Annotated in this window: 11 protein-coding genes; 6 read left to right on the forward strand and 5 right to left on the reverse strand. The window is 69.1% G+C overall.

The genetic code is table 11. The features are described 5' to 3' along the window. Positions 1-30: 30 nt before the first annotated feature. A complete protein-coding gene (locus Q8L83_RS07070) occupies positions 31-5,112 on the reverse strand; it encodes an alpha-2-macroglobulin (protein ID WP_370868363.1) in 5,082 nt (1,693 codons plus the stop codon). Between the two features lie 84 nt (positions 5,113-5,196). Continuing rightward, on the reverse strand, positions 5,197-6,669 hold the full coding sequence (locus Q8L83_RS07075) for an NAD-dependent succinate-semialdehyde dehydrogenase (RefSeq protein WP_305285620.1): 1,473 nt from the start codon (positions 6,667-6,669) through the stop codon (positions 5,197-5,199). A 145-nt stretch (positions 6,670-6,814) separates the two neighbouring features. Between Q8L83_RS07075 and Q8L83_RS07080 the strand changes: the two genes are divergently transcribed. Together Q8L83_RS07080 and Q8L83_RS07085 are read left to right on the forward strand one after the other, a co-directional pair. Further along, positions 6,815-8,629, forward strand: coding sequence for a M2 family metallopeptidase (locus Q8L83_RS07080; RefSeq protein ID WP_305285621.1), 1,815 nt, complete (start codon positions 6,815-6,817; stop codon positions 8,627-8,629). A 153-nt stretch (positions 8,630-8,782) separates the two neighbouring features. Further along, positions 8,783-10,348, forward strand: a complete 1,566-nt coding sequence (locus tag Q8L83_RS07085) for a TadE/TadG family type IV pilus assembly protein (protein WP_305285622.1) — start codon at positions 8,783-8,785, stop codon at positions 10,346-10,348. Positions 10,349-10,407: 59 nt separating this feature from the next. Here Q8L83_RS07085 and Q8L83_RS07090 read toward each other — a convergent pair whose 3' ends face one another. Together Q8L83_RS07090 and Q8L83_RS07095 are read right to left on the reverse strand one after the other, a co-directional pair. Then, positions 10,408-12,876: an ATP-binding protein gene (locus tag Q8L83_RS07090; protein WP_305285623.1), complete on the reverse strand. Its 2,469-nt coding sequence runs from the start codon at positions 12,874-12,876 to the stop codon at positions 10,408-10,410. An 88-nt stretch (positions 12,877-12,964) separates the two neighbouring features. Next, positions 12,965-13,942, reverse strand: coding sequence for an isopenicillin N synthase family dioxygenase (locus tag Q8L83_RS07095; RefSeq protein ID WP_370868364.1), 978 nt, complete (start codon positions 13,940-13,942; stop codon positions 12,965-12,967). A 62-nt stretch (positions 13,943-14,004) separates the two neighbouring features. Between Q8L83_RS07095 and Q8L83_RS07100 the strand changes: the two genes are divergently transcribed. The 4 genes from Q8L83_RS07100 to msrA all read left to right on the forward strand — a co-directional run bounded on the left by Q8L83_RS07100 (position 14,005) and on the right by msrA (position 16,816). Next, positions 14,005-14,679, forward strand: a complete 675-nt coding sequence (locus Q8L83_RS07100; RefSeq protein WP_305285625.1) for an OmpA family protein — start codon at positions 14,005-14,007, stop codon at positions 14,677-14,679. A 104-nt stretch (positions 14,680-14,783) separates the two neighbouring features. Next, positions 14,784-15,518 carry a CoA transferase subunit A gene (locus Q8L83_RS07105; RefSeq protein ID WP_305285626.1) on the forward strand — a complete coding sequence of 245 codons (735 nt, stop codon included), beginning with the start codon at positions 14,784-14,786 and terminating at the stop codon, positions 15,516-15,518. Next, on the forward strand, positions 15,518-16,162 hold the full coding sequence (locus Q8L83_RS07110) for a CoA transferase subunit B (protein ID WP_305285627.1): 645 nt from the start codon (positions 15,518-15,520) through the stop codon (positions 16,160-16,162). Before Q8L83_RS07105 ends, Q8L83_RS07110 begins: the two co-directional genes overlap by 1 nt. Before the next feature lie 54 nt (positions 16,163-16,216). After that, a complete protein-coding gene (gene msrA / locus Q8L83_RS07115) occupies positions 16,217-16,816 on the forward strand; it encodes a peptide-methionine (S)-S-oxide reductase MsrA (RefSeq protein ID WP_370868365.1) in 600 nt (199 codons plus the stop codon). Here the strand turns inward: msrA and Q8L83_RS07120 are convergent. Further along, the gene (locus Q8L83_RS07120; protein WP_370868366.1) at positions 16,791-18,326 is read right to left on the reverse strand and encodes an ArnT family glycosyltransferase; all 1,536 of its coding nucleotides are present in this window, start codon (positions 18,324-18,326) and stop codon (positions 16,791-16,793) included. The genes msrA and Q8L83_RS07120 overlap by 26 nt on opposite strands. Positions 18,327-18,431: the final 105 nt, after the last annotated feature.

The following is an 18,431-nucleotide window of genomic DNA, read 5'->3' on the forward strand; positions in this document are numbered from 1 at the left end:
GGGCCTTGGCCTTCAGGGACGCCAGTGGTGTCACTGGCCGGGCGCGATCACCGTGCGGCCGACGCTGGTGCGGGCGTTGACCGCCGGACGGTACATGTCGCGGGCCTGGGCGCCGGGCAACAGGAAGTCCCCTGGCGTCACCGCCCGCGCCACATAGGCGAAGGCGAAGTCCTCACGCCCGGGCAGGTCCATGGCCGCCACATAGCGGTCGTCGCGGGCCTCCTGCACATCGGCCGAGGACAGTTCGCCCAGGAAGCGGAAGGGCCCGCTCTGGGCGTCGTCCGGACCCAGCACCGTCTCGATCTCGAAGCCGGCCGGCAGGGGATCGTCGATCACCAGGGCCATGGACCGGGCCTGCTGGGCGCGACCCGAGACGATGATGATCACGCGGTCGCCCTGGGTCAGGCTGGCGGGATCGACGGGCCCGCCGGTGAAGCTCAACAGGCGCTTTTGCAGGGTCAGGCCGTTGCTGGTCGCCGAGGGCGCCGAGACCGGCGCGCCGGTGACGGTGACTGTCCGCCACACCGCGCCTTCGCCTGAATTGACGAAGCGGGAGTCCGCCAGCTTGCCCACCGCCCAGCGGGGGCCGCCCGCGACGGCGGTCAGGGGGATGGCGCCTGACGCCTGGATGTTCAGCGGCCCGGCGGCGTTCATCATGGCCTGGGCCGCCTGCAGCAGGCGGGCCTGTTCCTGGGTGTTGAGCGCTTCGGGGTCCTCCACCGCGTTTTCGAGGCGGCCCTGGAGCTCTCGGGCGATGTCGGTCTCCCCGGCTTCATAGGCCAGGGCGATCACGGCGGCGAGGTCGCGGAGCGGGCTCTGGTACCAATCGGCCTCCTCGCGATAGTTCAGCGACCGGACCGCCTGGCGGAAGGCCGAGCGAGACCGGGCCTTGTCGCCCATCAGGGCGAGCCCTGCGCCCACATGGGCCTTGGCGAGCGGCGAGGCCTCGGACTTCATCTGCACGTCGTGCCACCAGCGCAGCCTGGCCAGGTCGCCCCGACCGCCCTTGGCCAGCACATAGAGGGCATAGGCCGAGGCCCGGCGGCGCATGGACTCGGTGGCGCTCGTCGAGGCCTGGGGCGAGCCCGCCCACCAGTCGGGATATTCCAGCCGGTAGGAGACACTGGCCCAGCCCTCGGGGCGGGAAATCTGGCGCATGGCGCCGAGCGCCCGGTCCAGCGACGAGGCGGGCACTGGCGCGCCGGCCTTCTGCGCCTCGATCAGGAAATCGGTGGCGTAGGCGCCGAGCCAGGCGTCAGCCTCGCCATCGCCCACCCGCCAGAGGCCAAAGGCGCCGTCCAAGGTCTGGCGATCCAGCAGGCGGCTGACCGCCTGGTTGAGACCTGTGCTGGAGCGGCGGGCCTTGGGGTCCTGCGAGACGTTGCTGGCGTAGAGCAGCGGATAGGCCGCCGACACCAGCTGCTCTGTGCAGCCATAGGGATAGCGCAGCAGAGACACCGCGATCGGACCGGGATCGAACCCGCGGAAGGGCGAATAGCTGACCTGCAGGGTCGCATCGCCCGCCGCCAGCCCGGCCAGCAGTTGCGGCGTCGGCGTGAACGCCGTTCCGGGCTGCTGCAGCGCCGTGGTGGTGCGGGTCTCCCGGCCCCAGCCCAGCCGCGTCTGCAGCGGATAGTCCCGCGTGCTGGAGAAGCCGGGGCCTGTGACCGCCAGGCTCACCTTGCCGATCCCGGCCACCCGCGGCGCTTCCAGGGGAACGCGCTCGGCCAGCCGTCGGCCGATGGCCAGGTCATAGGCCTTGCGGAAGGGGGCCAGAATGCCGCCCTCGCCGGTGAGCTGGGCGATGTATTCGCCCGCCCGGCCTTCGATATTGTGCAGCTCCAGAGTGGCGAAGGCGGTGTCGCCGGGCGCCAGGAAGCGGGGCAGGGCCAGTTCGGCCACCACCGGCTCGCGGACCACCAACGGCTTGGACGCCGAGCCGACGGCGTCGTCGGTCCAGGCCACGGCCATCAGCCGCAGCTCGCCATTGAAGTCCGGCGCCGGCAACTGGATGGTCGCCCGGCCATCGCGGCCGGTCTCGACGACCCCGGACCACAGGGCCACGGTCTTGATCGGCGTGACCGTCAGCCCTTCGCCGCCGATCTCGTCGCCGCCGAAGTTCACATTGGCCGGCGCGCCCAGGTTCGGGTCCAGCAGGCGGCCATAGTCGTCCCGATAGTCGACGCCCAGCGCCCGCTTGCCGAAGTACCACTTGGCCGGGTCGGGACTGTCGAAGCGGGTGAGCTGCAGGATGCCCTCGTCGACAGCCGCCAGGGTGACGCGCACCCGCTGGCCAAGGCCCGCGCCGCGGACCGTGACCGGCACGGACAGCGCCTCGCGGGCGCCGGCCTTTTCCGGCGTGCCGAGATCGACCTCGAGCTTGCGGCCCTTGGGATCGAGGGGAACATAGACCAGGCCCAGGGCCCGGCGGGGCTTGGGCGTCTGGACCGGATCGCGGGGCTGGACCACCGTGACCATCACATAGGCCCCGCCGCCCCAGCGGGCGTCGGTCTGGAACCGAACGGTTCCGCCATTCTCGCCAACAGTCAGGGTGCGGAAGTCGAGCACTCGGTCGGTGGCCACCGCCACCTGGACCTCGCCGGCATAGGGGGGCTTCAGGGTGATCTCGACCGTGTCGCCCTGGGCGTAGGTGCGGTCGCCGGCGCTGACCCGGACGATGTCGGGCGCCTCGGCGTCTTCGGCGGGCGCGCCCCAGCCGGAGGTGAAGCGGATGACGCTGGCCGCGCCATCCGGACCGCTGAGTTCGATGCGATAATCGCCCCAGCCCAGGCGTCGCGACAGGCGGGCTGGTTCGCCGGCGGCGAGATCGACCGTGCCCTGGTCGACCAGGGCGTCGCGGCTGGTCCGCCGCCACTGCCAGCGGCCATCCTGCTGGAACCAGTCATAGTCCCAGTTCTCCGACACCAGGCGCCAGGTGACCCCGGGCGCCGCGATGCGCTGACCGGCGGGATTCACAGCGATGAGATCAAGGCTGACCATGGGGTCGGCCCCGCGGGCGCCCTCGGCCTGATCGACCTTGACACCCAGATAGGTCGTGCGGGGACGGATCTTCAGATTCACCGATTCCCGCACCGGCCGGCCGCCCGGCTCGAAGACGCTGACCGTCGTGGCGGCCACGAGGGGTTGGGCGTTCTCGGCCGCCTGGGGCGGCAGGGTGATGATCGCCCGGCCTTCGCCGTCGGTGACCGTGCGACCGAGTTCGACGAACGCCTCCTGGAAGGGGTCGCGCTGGTTGCCCCACTGATAGTCCTCGAAGGCCGGGAAGGGATCGGGATCGACCCGCAGCCGCGCCTCGCCCTCGGCCTGCAGGCCAGAGCCTGGCGCGCCATAGAGGAAGCGGGCGTTGATATCGAGGTTGCGGCTCTGGCCCACGGCCACCGGGGTCGCGGCCTGGCCGGTGACCGTGACCGCCAGGCGCTGAGGCGCAAAGTCTTCGACGGCGAAGGTGACCTCGCCCGCCGGGGTCTCCAGGCCTTCGACCTCGAGCGTCGCCCGCCAGCGGCCGCGGGGCGCGCTGCGGGGCAGGCTGATATCGGCGGCGGCCGAGCCCAGGGGCGCCCCGTCGAAGGCGTAGCGCCGGAATTCCACGCCGGACGGCCGGCGCACCACGATGGCGCCCTTGCGGTCCTTCACCGCCCGGGCCTCCCGGTTGCGCATCAGAGCGTTCAGGTGGACGGTCTCGCCGGGGCGATAGACCCCCCGGTCGGTATAGAGATAGGCGTCGACCACCGAGCCTGCGGTGCGACCCGAGGTGCTGACGGCGGCGGCTTCGATGCGGCCGCCGACGCCCAGGCGCGACAGGTCGGCTGGCGGGCGGTCGAGATCGAGCACCGCCAGGTCGCCCTGGGGACCATAGGCCATGATCATCTTGGCCCGCAGGCCGCCCTCGCCCTTGGTCAGGGCGGCGTCGAAGCGGGCCCGACCCTGGCCGTCGGTGCGAGCCTCGGCCAGGTCCTCGCCATTGGCGGCCACCAGGGCGACACGGACGCCCGACTGGGTCCGCGCGCTCTTCAGGGAGCGAACCACCACGTCGGTGGCCTCGGCCCCGGCATAGGCGCTGAGCGCCATGTCGGTGAAGATGATCCAGCGCCGGGCCTGGGCCGGGGGATTGTTGTCGCCGTCGGTGAGGTTGCGGCCGCCCGAGGCGTCGCGGGCCTTGATCACATAACCGCCGGGCTTCATCTCGCGCAGCACTGCGCCCAGGGGAAAGACGGTGGTGGCTCGCTGGCCGGCCTCGCCGGTGACGGCGACCTCGCCGGTCCAGATCTTCTGGCCCTCCTGATCGGGGCTGTCGGAGCCCCAGTCATAGGCGTATTCGCCCTCGGCGGTGGGTTCCGGGGCGCTGATCGCGGTGCGGACCAGGTTGCGGTCGGCCACGCGCCAGACCTCGATCTCCAGGCGGCTGACATTGACGGTCTCGATGCCGACCCCGTCGGAGTCCTCCCGGGGCAGGATGACGCCGTCGCCGGCGAAACCGACGAAGGGCGGCTTTTCCCCGAAGGTGAAATCCACATCGGCGTTGGCCGCCAGGGTCTCGCCGCCGCGGGCGGGCAGCCCCTTGAGCAGGGTCACGCGGCGATCATTGAAGCCGAGGCCGGCCAGGCAAAGTTCGGAGCCTTCGACGGAGATGGCCGGCGTCTCGCCCAGGTCGGGCGAGACCAGGACATAGTCGCCATAGGAGGTCTCTGGATCCAGCGGGCGGCTCATCTCCACGCAGGCCTGCGGCTGGGCGCTGCTCGTATCTATGCGGGTGCGCCAGACGGCGAAGCCTTCGGGCATGGGGACGCCCCGGCGGGGCGCATCGGCGGCGCGGGGGCGGCCAAACAGGGACCAGCCGCCCGGCACCACCTCGCCGCCCGCCACCACGGTGCGGGGAATGCTCAGGATGTCCACGCCCTTGGCGGTGAGGAAACCGCAGCCAAAGGCGCCGATGATCAGGGCGGCGGCCACCACCACCGGCGCGCGGCCGTGCGACATGCGGTCCCTGGCCCGGCGCCACCAGGGCGCCTTGGGCGGCGGTGCGTCGGGCGCCGCCTCGGGCGGGGGCTGCGGGGGGGCCGCTTCGGCAGGCGTCTCGTCGCTCGGCGTCATCAGCTTCCCCCCGGTATGGCCTTAGACAGCCGGTCTAGAGGAGCCCGACGACGGGGTCACCGTCAATCGCTCGTGGGGTGCGGCTCAGTTCAGCGCCAGGGTGAGGGATTTCACCTGCAGATAGTCATCGACGCCATAGGTCGAGCCTTCCCGGCCATAGCCCGACTGCTTGACGCCGCCGAACGGGTTGGCGGCGTTGGAGATCACGCCGGTGTTCACGCCGATGATCCCGGCCTCCAGGCCGCGCCCGGCCCGCATGGCGCGGTCCAGGTCGCGGGTGAACAGATAGGCCGCCAGCCCGAATTCCGAGGCGTTGGCCCGCGACAGAGCCTCATCTTCGGTCAGGAAGCTGAAGACCGGCGCTACGGGGCCAAAGGTCTCCTCGGTGGCGAACAGGCGATCGTCGCCGCCCGCCAGGACCGTGGGCTGGAAGAACCGGCCGCCCAGGGCGTGCCGTGCGCCGCCGGTCAACACCCGGCCGCCGCTGGCCTTGGTGCGTGCGATATGGTCCTCCACCTTGTCCAGGGCCTTGGCGTTGATCAGCGGGCCGATCTCGACGCCGTCCTCGAAGGGCTTGCCCACCTTCAGGCCGGCGACCCGGGCGGTCAGCCGTTCCAGGAAGTCGGCTTGCACCGCCTGATGCACATAGAGGCGGTTGGGGCAGACACAGGTCTGGCCGGCGGCGCGGAACTTCGCGGCGATCGCGCCCTCGACGGCGGCGTCCAGGTCGGCGTCCTCGAAGACGATCAGCGGCGCGGCTCCGCCCAGCTCCATCGACAGGCGCTTGAGGGTCGGCGCGCAGTCGGCGGCCAGCTTACGGCCCACATCTGTGGAGCCGGTGAAGGAGAGCTTGCGGATCAGCTTCGAGCCCGTCAGGCGCGCGCCCACCTCGCTGTTGGCGCCGGTGACCACCGAGAAGACGCCCTCGGGAACGCCAGCCTCCAGGGCGAGCCTGCCCAGGGCCAGGGCGGTGAAGGGCGTGGCGGAGGCCGGCTTCAGCACCACCGTGCAGCCGGCGCAGAAGGCCGCAGCCACCTTGCGGGTGATCATGGCGGCGGGGAAGTTCCAGGGCGTGATGGCCGCCACCGGACCCACGGGCTCGCGGAAGGCCAGGATCAGGTCCTCATCCTTGGCGCTCTCGATGGCGCGGCCGTCCAGGCGCTCGGCCATGCCGGCGAACCAGGTGATGAAGGAATTGGCGTAGCGGACCTCGCCCAGGGCCTCCTTCCAAGGCTTGCCGTTTTCGAGCGAGATCAGGGCGGCCAGCCCGTCTTCGTTGGCCGTGACGAGCTCGGCCCAGCGGCCCAGGATTTCCCCCCGGGTCTTGCCCTTGCGGGCCGCCCAGTCGGGGAAGGCGCGGGCGGCGGCCGAAATCGCCGCATCGACCACATCGCCGGACAGGCTGGGGACATGACCGAGGACCGTCTCCTCCGAGGGGTCCTCCACCGCGATGGGGTCGCCGCCGTCAGAGATCCACCGGCCATCGACCAGGGCCTGTTCGAGGATGAGGTCGGCGCCCAGCTTGGCGAGGGCCTGGGGGGATGCCTGTTCGGACATGACGGTCTCCTTGGTCGGGGATGGGCCTTCTTCAAACGCACGAAGGCCGGCGGGGCGCCGGCGGCTTGACGTCGCCGCCGGCCAGGGCTTGCATCGGCGCCAATCGGCGCGCCGCGTCGCGCCCGTGGCAAGGAAGTCTTTTCGCATGAAAACCCAGCTGCTGGCCGCCACAGCGGTCGCCCTGATCGGGCTCGGCCCACTTGGCGTCGCCCAGGCCCAGCCCGCCGCCCAGAAACCTACGCCGGCCCAGGCCAAGGCCTTCATCGACGAGGCCGAGGCTCAGCTGGAAGCTCTCAGCCTCTATGTCGCCAAGTCCGCCTGGGTGCGGGCCACCTACATCACCGAGGACACCCAGTGGCTGGAAGCCAAGGCGGTGGGCGAGGAAAAGGAGCTGGCCGCCCAGCTCGCCATGCAGGCGGCCCGCTATGACGGGGTCGCGGTCGATCCGGTCACCGCCCGCAAGCTGAAGCTGCTCAAGCTCTATCTGACCCTGCCGGCCCCTGACCGCGCCGGGGCGGCCGCCGAGCTGGCCCGCCTGGAATCCCGCCTGGACTCCACCTATTCCACCGGCAAGTTCAGCTACAAGGGCGCGCCGATCACCCTCAACGACGCCGAGGAGATCATGCGGGAGTCCCGCGATCCGGCCGAACTGAAGGCGGTCTGGGAGGGCTGGCGCACGGTGTCGCCCCCCATGCGCGCCGACTATGCGCAGCTGGTGGCCCTGGCCAATGAGGGGGCGGCGGGGCTGGGCTACAAGGACGCCGGCGTGCTCTGGCGCGACAAGTACGACATGGACCCCGACGCCTTCGCCGGCGAGGCCGACCGTCTGTGGAGCCAGGTCGAGCCCTTCTACAAGAACCTGCACTGCTATGTGCGCGCCCGGCTGAACGACCGCTATGGCGATGCGGTGCAGCCGCGCACCGGCCCCATCCGCGCCGACCTGACCGGCAATATGTGGGCCCAGAGCTGGGGCAATATCTATGACGTGGTCGCCCCGGCCGAAGTCCGCTCCAGCTATGACCTGGACGAGCTGCTGGTGAAGGCCGGCTATGACCCGACCCGGATGGTGAAGACCGGCGAGGCCTTCTATTCGTCGCTCGGCCTGGCGCCCCTGCCGCAGACCTTCTGGGAGCGGTCGATGATCACGAGGCCCGAGGACCGCGAGGTGGTGTGCCACGCCTCGGCCTGGAACCTGGACGGCAAGGACGACATCCGGATCAAGATGTGCACCCGCGTGAACGGCGAGGACTTCTTCACCGTGCACCACGAGCTGGGCCACAACTACTATCAGCGGGCCTATGCCGATCAGCCCTATCTGTTCAAGGGCGGGGCCAATGACGGCTTCCACGAGGCGATCGGCGACTTCGCCGCGCTCTCGTCCCTGACGCCGACCTATCTGCAGCAGATCGGCCTGCTGGAGACCACGCCCGGCGAGGCCGAGGACATTCCGTTCCTGCTGAAGACGGCGCTGGACAAGATCGCCTTCCTGCCGTTCGGCCTGATGGTCGACAAATGGCGCTGGCAGGTGTTCGCAGGCGAGGTCACGCCGGAGACCTATAACGAGGCCTGGTGGGCGCTGCGGACCCAGTACCAGGGGATCACCCCGCCGGGGCCGCGGCCGGCCGACGCCTTCGATCCGGGGGCCAAGTACCACATCCCCGGAAACACGCCCTACATGCGCTACTTCCTGGCCCACATCTATCAGTTCCAGTTCCACCAGGCGGCCTGCGCCCAGGCCGGCTGGCAGGGGCCGCTGCATCGCTGCTCGGTCTATGACCAGGCCGAGATGGGGGCGAAGTTCAACGCCATGATGGAGATGGGTCAGTCCAAGCCCTGGCCGGACGCGCTGGAAGCGTTCACCGGCCAGCGCCAGACCGACGCCAGCGCGGTGGCCGCCTATTTCGCCCCGCTGAACACCTGGCTGACGCAGCAGAACCAGGGCGAACAGTGCGGCTGGTGATGCGCCTCGCGCTCGCGGCCTGACGTCGTCCGCCGCCCAGGCTGCGAGGCCTGGGCGGAAGCTTTCGTTTACCGTCTTCTGCGGGGGGTTCGTTTACCCTGAGGCCGCATCATGCCTGCTCGACACCCATAAAGAGCCGAGCGGGGCGCAGACGTGCGAACCTCTATCCTTAAGGGCCTGACCGCCCGCCTGAAATCCGGAGCCCGCGACGAGAGCGGGGCGGCGGCGATGATCTTCGCCGTGGCGCTGGTCCTGCTGGCGCCCCTGACGCTCGGGGTCTTTGACCTCTATATCGCCGCCAACCAGAAGCAGAAGCTGCAGGACGCCCTGGACGCCGCGGCGCTCTATGCGGCCCGCTCGTCGGCCCAGACCGAGAAAGACATCAACGAGATCGGCCAGCGGGCGCTGCAGGCCAACCTCTCGGCCTTCCCGGGCTCGGCGCTGATCACGGCCACCTTCGTGCTCGACGGCCCCAAGGTGGTGGGATCGGCCGAGATGGCGCCCATGGCCGTCTCCGCCGGCTTCTTCGAGCACGCCAACGTTCGGGCCAACACCGAGGTGTTGCGGGCCATGGACCGTCTGGAAGTGGCCCTGGTGCTCGACAATACGGGCTCGATGGCGGGAACCAAGCTTTCGACCTTGAAGACCGCCGCCAAGGACCTGGTGGACAAGCTGGAAGCCGCCGGCTCGCGCAGCACGGCCACCGATCCGATCCGGATTTCCCTGGTGCCCTTCTCCAGCACCGTGCGGATCTATGAAAACGTCAGCGTCAAGAACTACAACACCTCGACCCGGACGGGCCCGGGCATCCCCAACTGGGTGGACAGCCGCGCCCAGGGCCATGGCGCCGCTGGCGTCGATATCTTCACCACCGTCAACACCGACCGGTTCGCCGTCCTCAAGTCGATGAAGGGCTCCCAGGTCTGGGGGGGCTGCGTCGAGAGCCGCCGCCCGCCGTTCGACGTGCAGGACACGGCGCCTTACCCCGCCAAGGTCGACAGCTATTTCGTGCCCTACTTCGCCCCCGATGAGCCCGATGACAGCGGCAACTGGTGGTCGGTGAAGCGCTACTACAACAATTACATTCCCGACAAATCCACCGGCAGTTTCAAGGACCTCCAGGGCAACGTCGCCAAGTACAAGGACGCCACGCCGAGCACCAGCGGGCCGAACCGAGACTGCGACCTGGAGCCTGTCGCGCGCCTGACGACCGACATGACCAAGCTGAAGTCGGCCATCGACGACATGAAGGCGGTGGGGAACACCAACATTCCTATGGGCCTCGTCTGGGGCTGGCATACCTTGTCGCCCAACGCGCCGTTCGCCGATGGCGTGGCCTATGGGACCAAGAACCACCGGAAGATCATCATCCTGATGACCGACGGCGACAACGTCGCCAGCACGGGGAATTACGAGAACGATTCCTCATACAGCGGCATCGGCTACATCTGGCAGAACCTGCTCGGGATCACGTCTGGCACAAGCACGGCCCGGACCAATGCGATGAACGGCCGCCTGAAGCTGCTGTGCGAGAACATCAAGGCCAAGGACATCGTGCTCTATACGGTGCGGGTCGAGGTCAAGACCGGCTCCAGCGAGCTCCTGAAGACCTGCGCGACGGACTCCGAGAAATTCTTCGACGTGCAGAACGTGGCCCAGCTGGGTGCGGCCTTCGACGCCATCGCCGGCTCCATCGACAACCTGCGGCTCACGAAATAGGGACTGGAGGCGGCCGCCATGACGGGTGGCCCCAATCCCAGGCTCAAGGTCTTGGCGGATCAGCCGCGGGCGGCGCCGAGCTTGGCCGGCGCATGAGGCCCGCGCCGCAGATCTGACCAGACCTCGTCCACGGCCGCCAGCAGGCGTTCAGCCGTCACGGGCTTGGTCACATGGCCATCGGCGCCCGCGGCGGCCGAGGCTTGGCCGTGCTCGGGCATGGCGTTGGCCGTGAGGGTCAGGATCCGGGTGCGGTTGCGACCCTGCGCCTGTTCGCGGCGGCGGATCTCGGCGATGGCCGTCAGCCCGTCCATCACGGGCATCTGCATATCCATCAGCACCAGGTCATAGGCGCCGGCCGACCAGGCCTCCAGCGCCTGGGCCCCGTCCTCGACGCAGGTCAGATCGACACCCGCCGCGCCGAGGATCAGCTCGACCACCCGGCGATTGGTGGGATGGTCTTCGGCCAGCAGGACGCGCATGCCCTCCAGGGGCGGCTGGTCGGCGATCTCGGCTGTCCTGGGGTCCCACATCTCGACGACGCCGACGCAGCGGGGCAGGTCGAGGGCCAGGGTGAAGGCGGCGCCGCAGCCGTGCTCGGATTCCGCGCTCAGGGTCCCGCCCATGGCTTGCGCCAGGGAGCGCGAAATGGCGAGGCCAAGACCCGTGCCGCCAAACCGCCGGGTGATCGAGCCGTCGGCCTGCTCGAAGCGACTGAACAGCCGCCGCCGCGTCGCGGCATCGAAGCCGATACCGGTGTCGGTCACCTGGAACACTAGGCGTGAGCCGGTTTCCCCGCGCGCGGCGGTCACGGTCAGGCGAACCTCGCCCTGGTTAGTGAACTTCACCGCATTGCCCAGCAGGTTGGACAGAATCTGGCGCAGACGGGCGGCGTCCCCCTCATAGGCGCCGCGGGCCTCCGGGGCGATCGACACCTGGAAACCGAGGCCCTTGGCCGCCGCGCTCGGGGCGAACAGGGCGGCGCAGGCGTCGACCGATGCGGCCAGATCGAAAGGTTCAGGGCGAAGCTCCAGGCGACCGGCCTCGATCCGCGCCAGGTCCAGGATGTCGCTGAGCAGCGCCTCCAGGGTCTGTGCCGAGGTTTCGATCAGCCTCACCATCTCGGCCTGCTGCGGCGCCAGCGCCGTTCGCGCCAGAGCGCCGGCCACCCCCATCACCCCGTTCAGGGGGGTGCGGATTTCGTGGCTCATATTGGCCAGGAACTCGCTCTTGGCGCGGTTGGCGGCCTCGGCCTCCTCCTTGGCCTTCACGAGCTCAAGCTCGGCCTGCCGCTGCTGGTCGACGTCGCGCATGACGCCGACCACCCGCTCGACGCGGCCCTTGTCGGACTTGAATGCCTTGGCCGCCGCGGTGGTCCAGCGCGCCTCGCCCTTGCCGGGCGGGATCAGGCGGTAGGTCTGGTGGAAGGGGGCGCCGTCGCGAAGGTGGCGGTCCCACGCCTCCATCAGCCTTGGGCGGTCCTCGGGATGCACCGCGTCCCAGATGTGGCGGCTCACCTTCTCGAAGGTGGCGCCGGCATGGATGGAGCGGGCGCCGGCGGCGGTCAGCTTGCCGCGCCGATAGTCCATTTCCCACATCTGCAGTTCGCCGATCTCCAGGGCGAACTTCAGGCGTTCTTCCGAACTGCGCGCCTCTTCCAGAGCCGCCACGGAGTCGGTGATGTCCACCGACATGATCAGCAGGCCCGCGACGGCGCCGCTGGGTTCTCGCCAGGGGGCGATCTCGACCCGCAGCCAGCGGGGCCCGTTGCTTCGCTGCACCAGGACGCGGTCATAGTGGGCCGGCTCGCCTCTCAGACATTGCTCATAGGCGGGGCGCCAGCGCAGGGCGCCGGGGTTCACATCGTACAGGATCTTGCCGATGGGGTCGGCGATGTCGCGCTCCTGCCGCCAGAGCGGGCTGGCCTGGACGATCCGCAGATCGGTGTCGGTCAGGCACAGGGCGACCGGCGCGCTCTCGACAAAGGCCGCCATCAGGGTGTGGGCGGCGTCGACCCGCATCCGCGCCTGGGCGAGGTCGGACACCGCCTGGTGGCGGCTGCATTCGAGGGCGGCGATCGCGGCCAGGTCGCGCAAGGAATCTGCAAGGGCGGGATCGAAGGCCCTGGGCTCCGGGCCGGCGACGGCGATGGCGCCTAACCCCATGCCGTCGGGGAGCACGATCGGCGCCCCGGCGAAGAAGCGCACGCCGGGCTCGCCGGTCACATAGGGGTGTTGCCTCAGGCCGGGATCAAGCCTGGCGTCGGCGACCCAGAGGACGTCCTGGGCCTGGGCGGCGAGGCCGGCGAAGGAGGTGTCGATATCGATCTGGCGGCTGAAGTCGGCGCCCGCGCTGGCGTGCCAGGTTCGGTCGCCATCGATCAGGATCACGTCGCCCAGGCCGCCGCCCATCAGGGCCCGCGCCAGCTTGCCGATCCGTTCGAAGGTGGGCTTGAGCGCCGCCAGGTCCAATGCGCCCATGACGGCGATTTTGCGGGCCTTGGCCTGGAGAGCGGCGGGATATTCGACCATGGCCGCGTTGAGTCTGCCTTTTGCGTTGTCGGCCAGCCTCGCCCGCGCGGAGTTAAATTTTTGTGGCCGGGCGTCAATTTTCCGGCGGCTACAGCAGCTTGATCTCGCGCAGACGCTGTTGGAGATAGCCGTCGGCGGTGATCGGCTCGCGATAGCGGTCGGGATGGGCCCCATCGATGCAAGTGGCGAGCGTCCGGATTTCGTAGTCCGGATTGAAGTGCAGGAAGAAGGGCGTCGAATAGCGCGCCACGCCCCGCCGCTCCGGCGCGGGATTGACCACGCGGTGGGTGGTCGAAGGCAGCCGGTGGTTGGTCAGCCGCTGCAGCATGTCGCCGATATTGCAGACCAGGGCGCCCGGCGGCGGATTGATCGCCAGCCAGCTGCCGTCGCGCCGCAGCACCTCCAGCCCGGCCTCCTCGGCGCCCAGCAACAGGGTGATGACGTTGATGTCCTCGTGGGCGGCGGCGCGGATGTGCGGCCCGTCTCCGGCGGTCGGCGGATAGTGCAGCAGGCGCAGCACGGAATTGCCGTCGTTAACCGTGGGATCGAAGAAGCCGCGGTCCAGGTCGAGATAGACGGCCAGGGCCTCCAGAACCTTGCGGCCCATGGCGTCGAGCGCGCCATAGAGCCAGGCCACGTTCGGGTGGAAATCCGGGACCTCATCTGGCCAGACATTGGGCGGCATGACGCCGGCATAGGGGTGGCCCGCCGGCAGGTCGCGGCCCATGTGCCAGAATTCCTTGAGGTCGTGGTGGGCTTCGCCCTTGGCGGTCTCGACCCCGAAGGGCGTGTAGCCGCGCTGGCCGCCCTGGCCGACCACATAGGCCTGCTTGACCGCTTCGGGCAGGGCGAAGAAGGCCTTGGCCGACCCGAGGGCGGCCTCGATGCGGCCCTGCTCCAGCCGGTGGTCGCTGATCACCGCAAACCCATAGCGGGTGAAGGAGTCGCCCAGGGCCTGGGCGAAGCCGTCGAAGTCCGCCTCATAGGCCGCAAAGGAGACCGGCTGGATAGAGTCAGGATTCACAGGGCGGGGTCCGGTTTCGCGAAGGGGTCTTAAATCGGCCATAACGGAACTTCGTAAGGAGGCCTAGCGTTGCCGTAGTCATAACAATTCATTGGAGACACCAGATGCGTCACCTGACCGCAGCCTCTGTGGGCCTTATCGGCGCTTTCGCCCTGAGCGCCTGCACCACCACTGACGGTTATACGGGCCAGCAAGTCCGAAACAACACCGGCACCGGCGCCCTGGCCGGCGCCCTCGGCGGCGCGGCCCTGGGCTACCTCACCAACACCAACAAGAGCTCCGAGGGGCGCAAGAACGCCCTGATCGGCGCGGGCGTCGGCGCCCTGGCCGGGGCCGCGGCCGGCAACTACATGGACCGCCAGCAGGCTGAACTGCGTCAGCAGATGGCCGGCACGGGCGTGGACGTCATCCGCCAGGGCGACAACATCATCCTGAACATGCCCGGCGACGTGACCTTCGCGGTTGATCAGTCCGACATTCAGCCGCGCTTCTATACGGTGCTGGACGACGTGGCGCGCACCATCAACGCCTATCCGCAGACCCTGGTGGACGTCGTCGGTCACGCCGACTCCACGGGCGCCGCGGCCTACAACCAGGCCCTGTCCGAGCGTCGGGCCGGCTCGGTGGCCAACTATCTGGTCAGCCGGGGCCGCGTCATGCCCGACCGTCTCTATGTGGCCGGCCGCGGCATCAACGAACCGCGGGCGACCAACGCCACGCCGGAGGGCCGCGCCCAGAACCGCCGTGTCGAGATCGTCCTGCGTCCCCTGACCAACTGATCGACACCGACTGAGCGCGATCTTCGGGAGACCCCTGGCCTTGCGCCAGGGGTCTCTTTTTTCGGCCCGTTCCCAACGATTGCGCTGCGGCGTAAAAGGGGGCCATGGCAGACAAGGTTCGCAAAGACGCCGTCCAGGCCCTCGACGGGCTCCTGTTCGACGGCATGACCATCATGGCCGGGGGCTTTGGCCTCTGCGGCATCCCTGAAAACCTGATCGCAGCGATCCGCGCCCATGGGGTGAAGGACCTGACGGTGATCTCCAACAATTGCGGGATCGACGGCTTCGGCCTCGGCGTCCTGCTGGAGAACCGCCAGATCAGGAAGATGATCAGCTCCTATGTGGGCGAGAACAAGCTGTTCGAGCAGCTCTACCTCTCCGGCGAACTGGAGCTGGAATTCAATCCCCAGGGCACGCTGGCCGAACGCATCCGCGCCGGCGGCGCAGGGATTCCCGCCTTCTTCACCAAGACCGGCGTCGGCACCCTGGTGGCCGAGGGCAAGGAGGTGCGCGAGTTCGACGGCGAGCTCTATGTGATGGAGCGCGGCCTGACCGCCGACCTGGCGATCATCAAGGCCGATGTGGGCGACACCGCCGGCAATCTGGTCTTCCGCAAGACCGCGCGGAATTTCAATCCGATGATGGCCACCGCGGGCGCCAAGACGGTGGTCGAGGTGGAGCGCCTCGTGGCTCCTGGGGAGCTCGACAAGGACCACATCCACACGCCGGGCATCTATGTGGACGCCATCTTCGAAGGCGCGGCTTTCGAGAAACGGATCGAGCGCGTGACCACGCGGCCCAGGGCCGTCGAAGGCGCCGGCGCCGGGGGAGACGTCTGATGGCCTGGACAAGAGACCAGATGGCCGCCCGGGCGGCCCGCGAACTGCAGGACGGCTTCTATGGGAACCTGGGCATCGGCATTCCGACCCTGGTGGCCAACTACATCCCCGAGGGCGTCGAGGTGACCCTGCAGAGCGAGAACGGCATGCTGGGCATGGGACCGTTTCCCTTCGAGGGGGAGGAGGACGCCGACCTGATCAACGCCGGCAAGCAGACCATCACCGAGCTCGCCGCATCCTCGTACTTCTCGTCGGCCGACAGCTTCGCCATGATCCGTGGCGGCCATATCGACCTGTCCATCCTGGGCGCCATGCAGGTGGCCGCCAATGGCGACCTGGCCAACTGGATGGTGCCAGGCAAGATGGTCAAGGGGATGGGCGGGGCCATGGACCTGGTGGCGGGCGTCAAGCGCGTGGTCATCGTCATGGAGCACACCGAGAAGTCCGGCGCGCCCAAACTGGTCAAGGCCTGTTCCCTGCCGCTCACCGGCCAGTCGGTGGTCGATCTCGTGGTGACCGACCTCGCCGTCTTCGAGGTGAACCGCGGGCGTTCGCCCTTGCGGCTCATCGAGCTGGCCGACGGGGTCACGCTAGACGAGGTTCGGGCCAAGACCGAGGCGTCTTTCGAGGCTGCTGCTGCGTAAGGTTATCGGGGGCGTGACGGGGCGGCTGGCCCCCGCAATGAAGGACGCTCGATGATGAAGACCCACACGCTCGCCGCCATGGTGCTTGCGCCCCTGGCCCTGGCCGCCGCCTCGGCGGCGCCCGCCCAGGCGCCCGCGGCCAGTCCTGGGCAGGCCACGGCGGTGTTCGCCGGCGGCTGCTTCTGGTCGGTGGAGCACGAACTGGAGCAGATCCCGGGCGTGATCGACGTGGTGGTCGGCTATGCCGGCGGCGCCAAGGCCAATCCCACCTATCGCAGCCATGACGGCCATCTGGAGGCGGTGCGGGTCACCTATGATCCGACGCGGCTCAGCTATGAGCAACTGACCTCAGGCTTCTTCCGCCGCATCGACCCCACCGACCCCAATGGCCAGATCTGCGATCAGGGCCCGTCCTATCGTACGGCGGTCTTCTACGCCTCCGGCGCTGAGCGCGACGCCGCCCAGAAGGTGAAGGCCCAGGTGGCCAAGGCCCTGGGCCAGACGGTGGCCACCGAGATCCGCCCCGCCGCCCGCTTCTGGATGGGCGAGACCTATCACCAGGACTATGCCGAGAAGAATCCCGGACGCTACCAGGCCTACAAGGTCGGCTGCGGGCGGGAGCGGGCGATCAAGGCGGTGTGGGCAGGCCGGTGATGGGATCGCGGGGCCTGGGCCGGTAGTCCTCGCCGATGAACATCTCGGCCCGGCGGCTGCGGTCGCGGTCGAGCCAGACATTGACGAATTCGGTCTCGCCGGTGCGGACGAAATCGGCCTTCATCTCGGGCGTGAAGTCGGGCTCCAGGCTCATGGCCAGGACCCGCTCCCCCTCCGCGGCGCTGAGGGGATCGCTCGCCTCGGCCTGGTTCTGGGGATGGGCGGTGCGGACCCACATGCGCAAAGGCGCCGCGTCGGGGCGCGTGAAATAGTCCCGGCCGTAATAGGCCGCGGCGTTGAACATGAAGCGGTCGTCGACGGCGATGGCCGAGACCCGCAGATCGTGCATGGCGCGGTTGGTCATGGCCTCGGTCAGCTGGGACCAGCCCTTGGCGCGCTTGAAGCTGTTGGCCATGCCCGCCCGCTCGGCCAGGTCCGGCGATATGACGAAGGACAGGAAGAGGGCCGCAACGGCGCCCTGGGTCGCCAGGGCGGCGATGTACCAGCCCTTGGCCCGCCAGCGCAGCAGCCACGCGGCCACCAGGATCACCCCGGTGACATAGCCGGCCGCGGCCCAGTTGGCGTTGGCCCGGCTGATCAGGGCCTGGAGCGTGACGATCAGGAAGACCGGGGCGGTGAAGCAGAGCAGCAGCAGGTCGGCTGGGGTGAGCCGCCGGCGCCAGGCCAACAGCCCCCCGCCGACCACCAGCACCACGAACGGGATCGGCCCGAACACCCCGAACTGCGAGCCGAGGAAGTCCAGCATCTCGCCAGGATGGAAGAGGCTGCCCGGGCTCCAGTTGGCGTTGGCTGCGGTGTGCTGAACGGTGGCGAAGCCATGGGCCGCGTTCCAGACCATATTGGGCGCCAGCACCAGCAGCATCGCCCCAAGGGCCGCCGCCATCATCGGTGGGGACCAGATCTTGCGGGCGTCCCGGTCGAGGATCAGATGAAGCGCCACCCCGATCAGGGCGTAGAGCGCCGCATACTTGGAAAGGAAGGCCAGGCCGAGGAGAGCACCGGCCCCCGCGGCCGCGACCAAACGTCGCCGTCCCTCCGCCTGCGGAAGATAAGCATAGAGGGCCAGGCCCCAGGTCAGGCAAGTCAGCAGCGGAGCGTCGGTCGCCACGACAGCCGATGACAGCTGCACCCCAGGCATCACATGATAGAGGGCGCAGGCCGCCAGGGCGATCTGAGCGCCGTAAAGCCGGCGGGCCAGGACGAAGACGCCCAGCGCCGTCGTGGCCTGATACAGCGGCGCCGAAAGCCGCACCATAGGCTCGGTGTCGCCGGCCAGGGTGGTCGCCCATATGCTCCAGGCGATCATCGGAGGCTTTGAATAATAGCCAAAATCCAGCGTTCGGGACCAGAGCCAGTACTGGGCCTCATCCGGATAGAGCTCCAGCGGCGTGATGAAGATGGCCGCCAGACGGATCGCCGTCAGGGCTACGGTGATCCACAGGGCCATGCGCCAGGCGGCGAGGGCGGAGGGCGTAGCGGCGTCAGACAAGGGAGTCTCCGAGAACGGCGCAGAACATTGCTCGCCCAAGAGGCGATATAGTGGACCGGGCGCCCGCGGGTGTGGCGCCGCAACAACAGGTCGCCCTCGTCATAA

This window comes from Phenylobacterium sp., from assembly GCF_030680185.1.
In the GTDB taxonomy this organism is placed as follows: domain Bacteria; phylum Pseudomonadota; class Alphaproteobacteria; order Caulobacterales; family Caulobacteraceae; genus Phenylobacterium.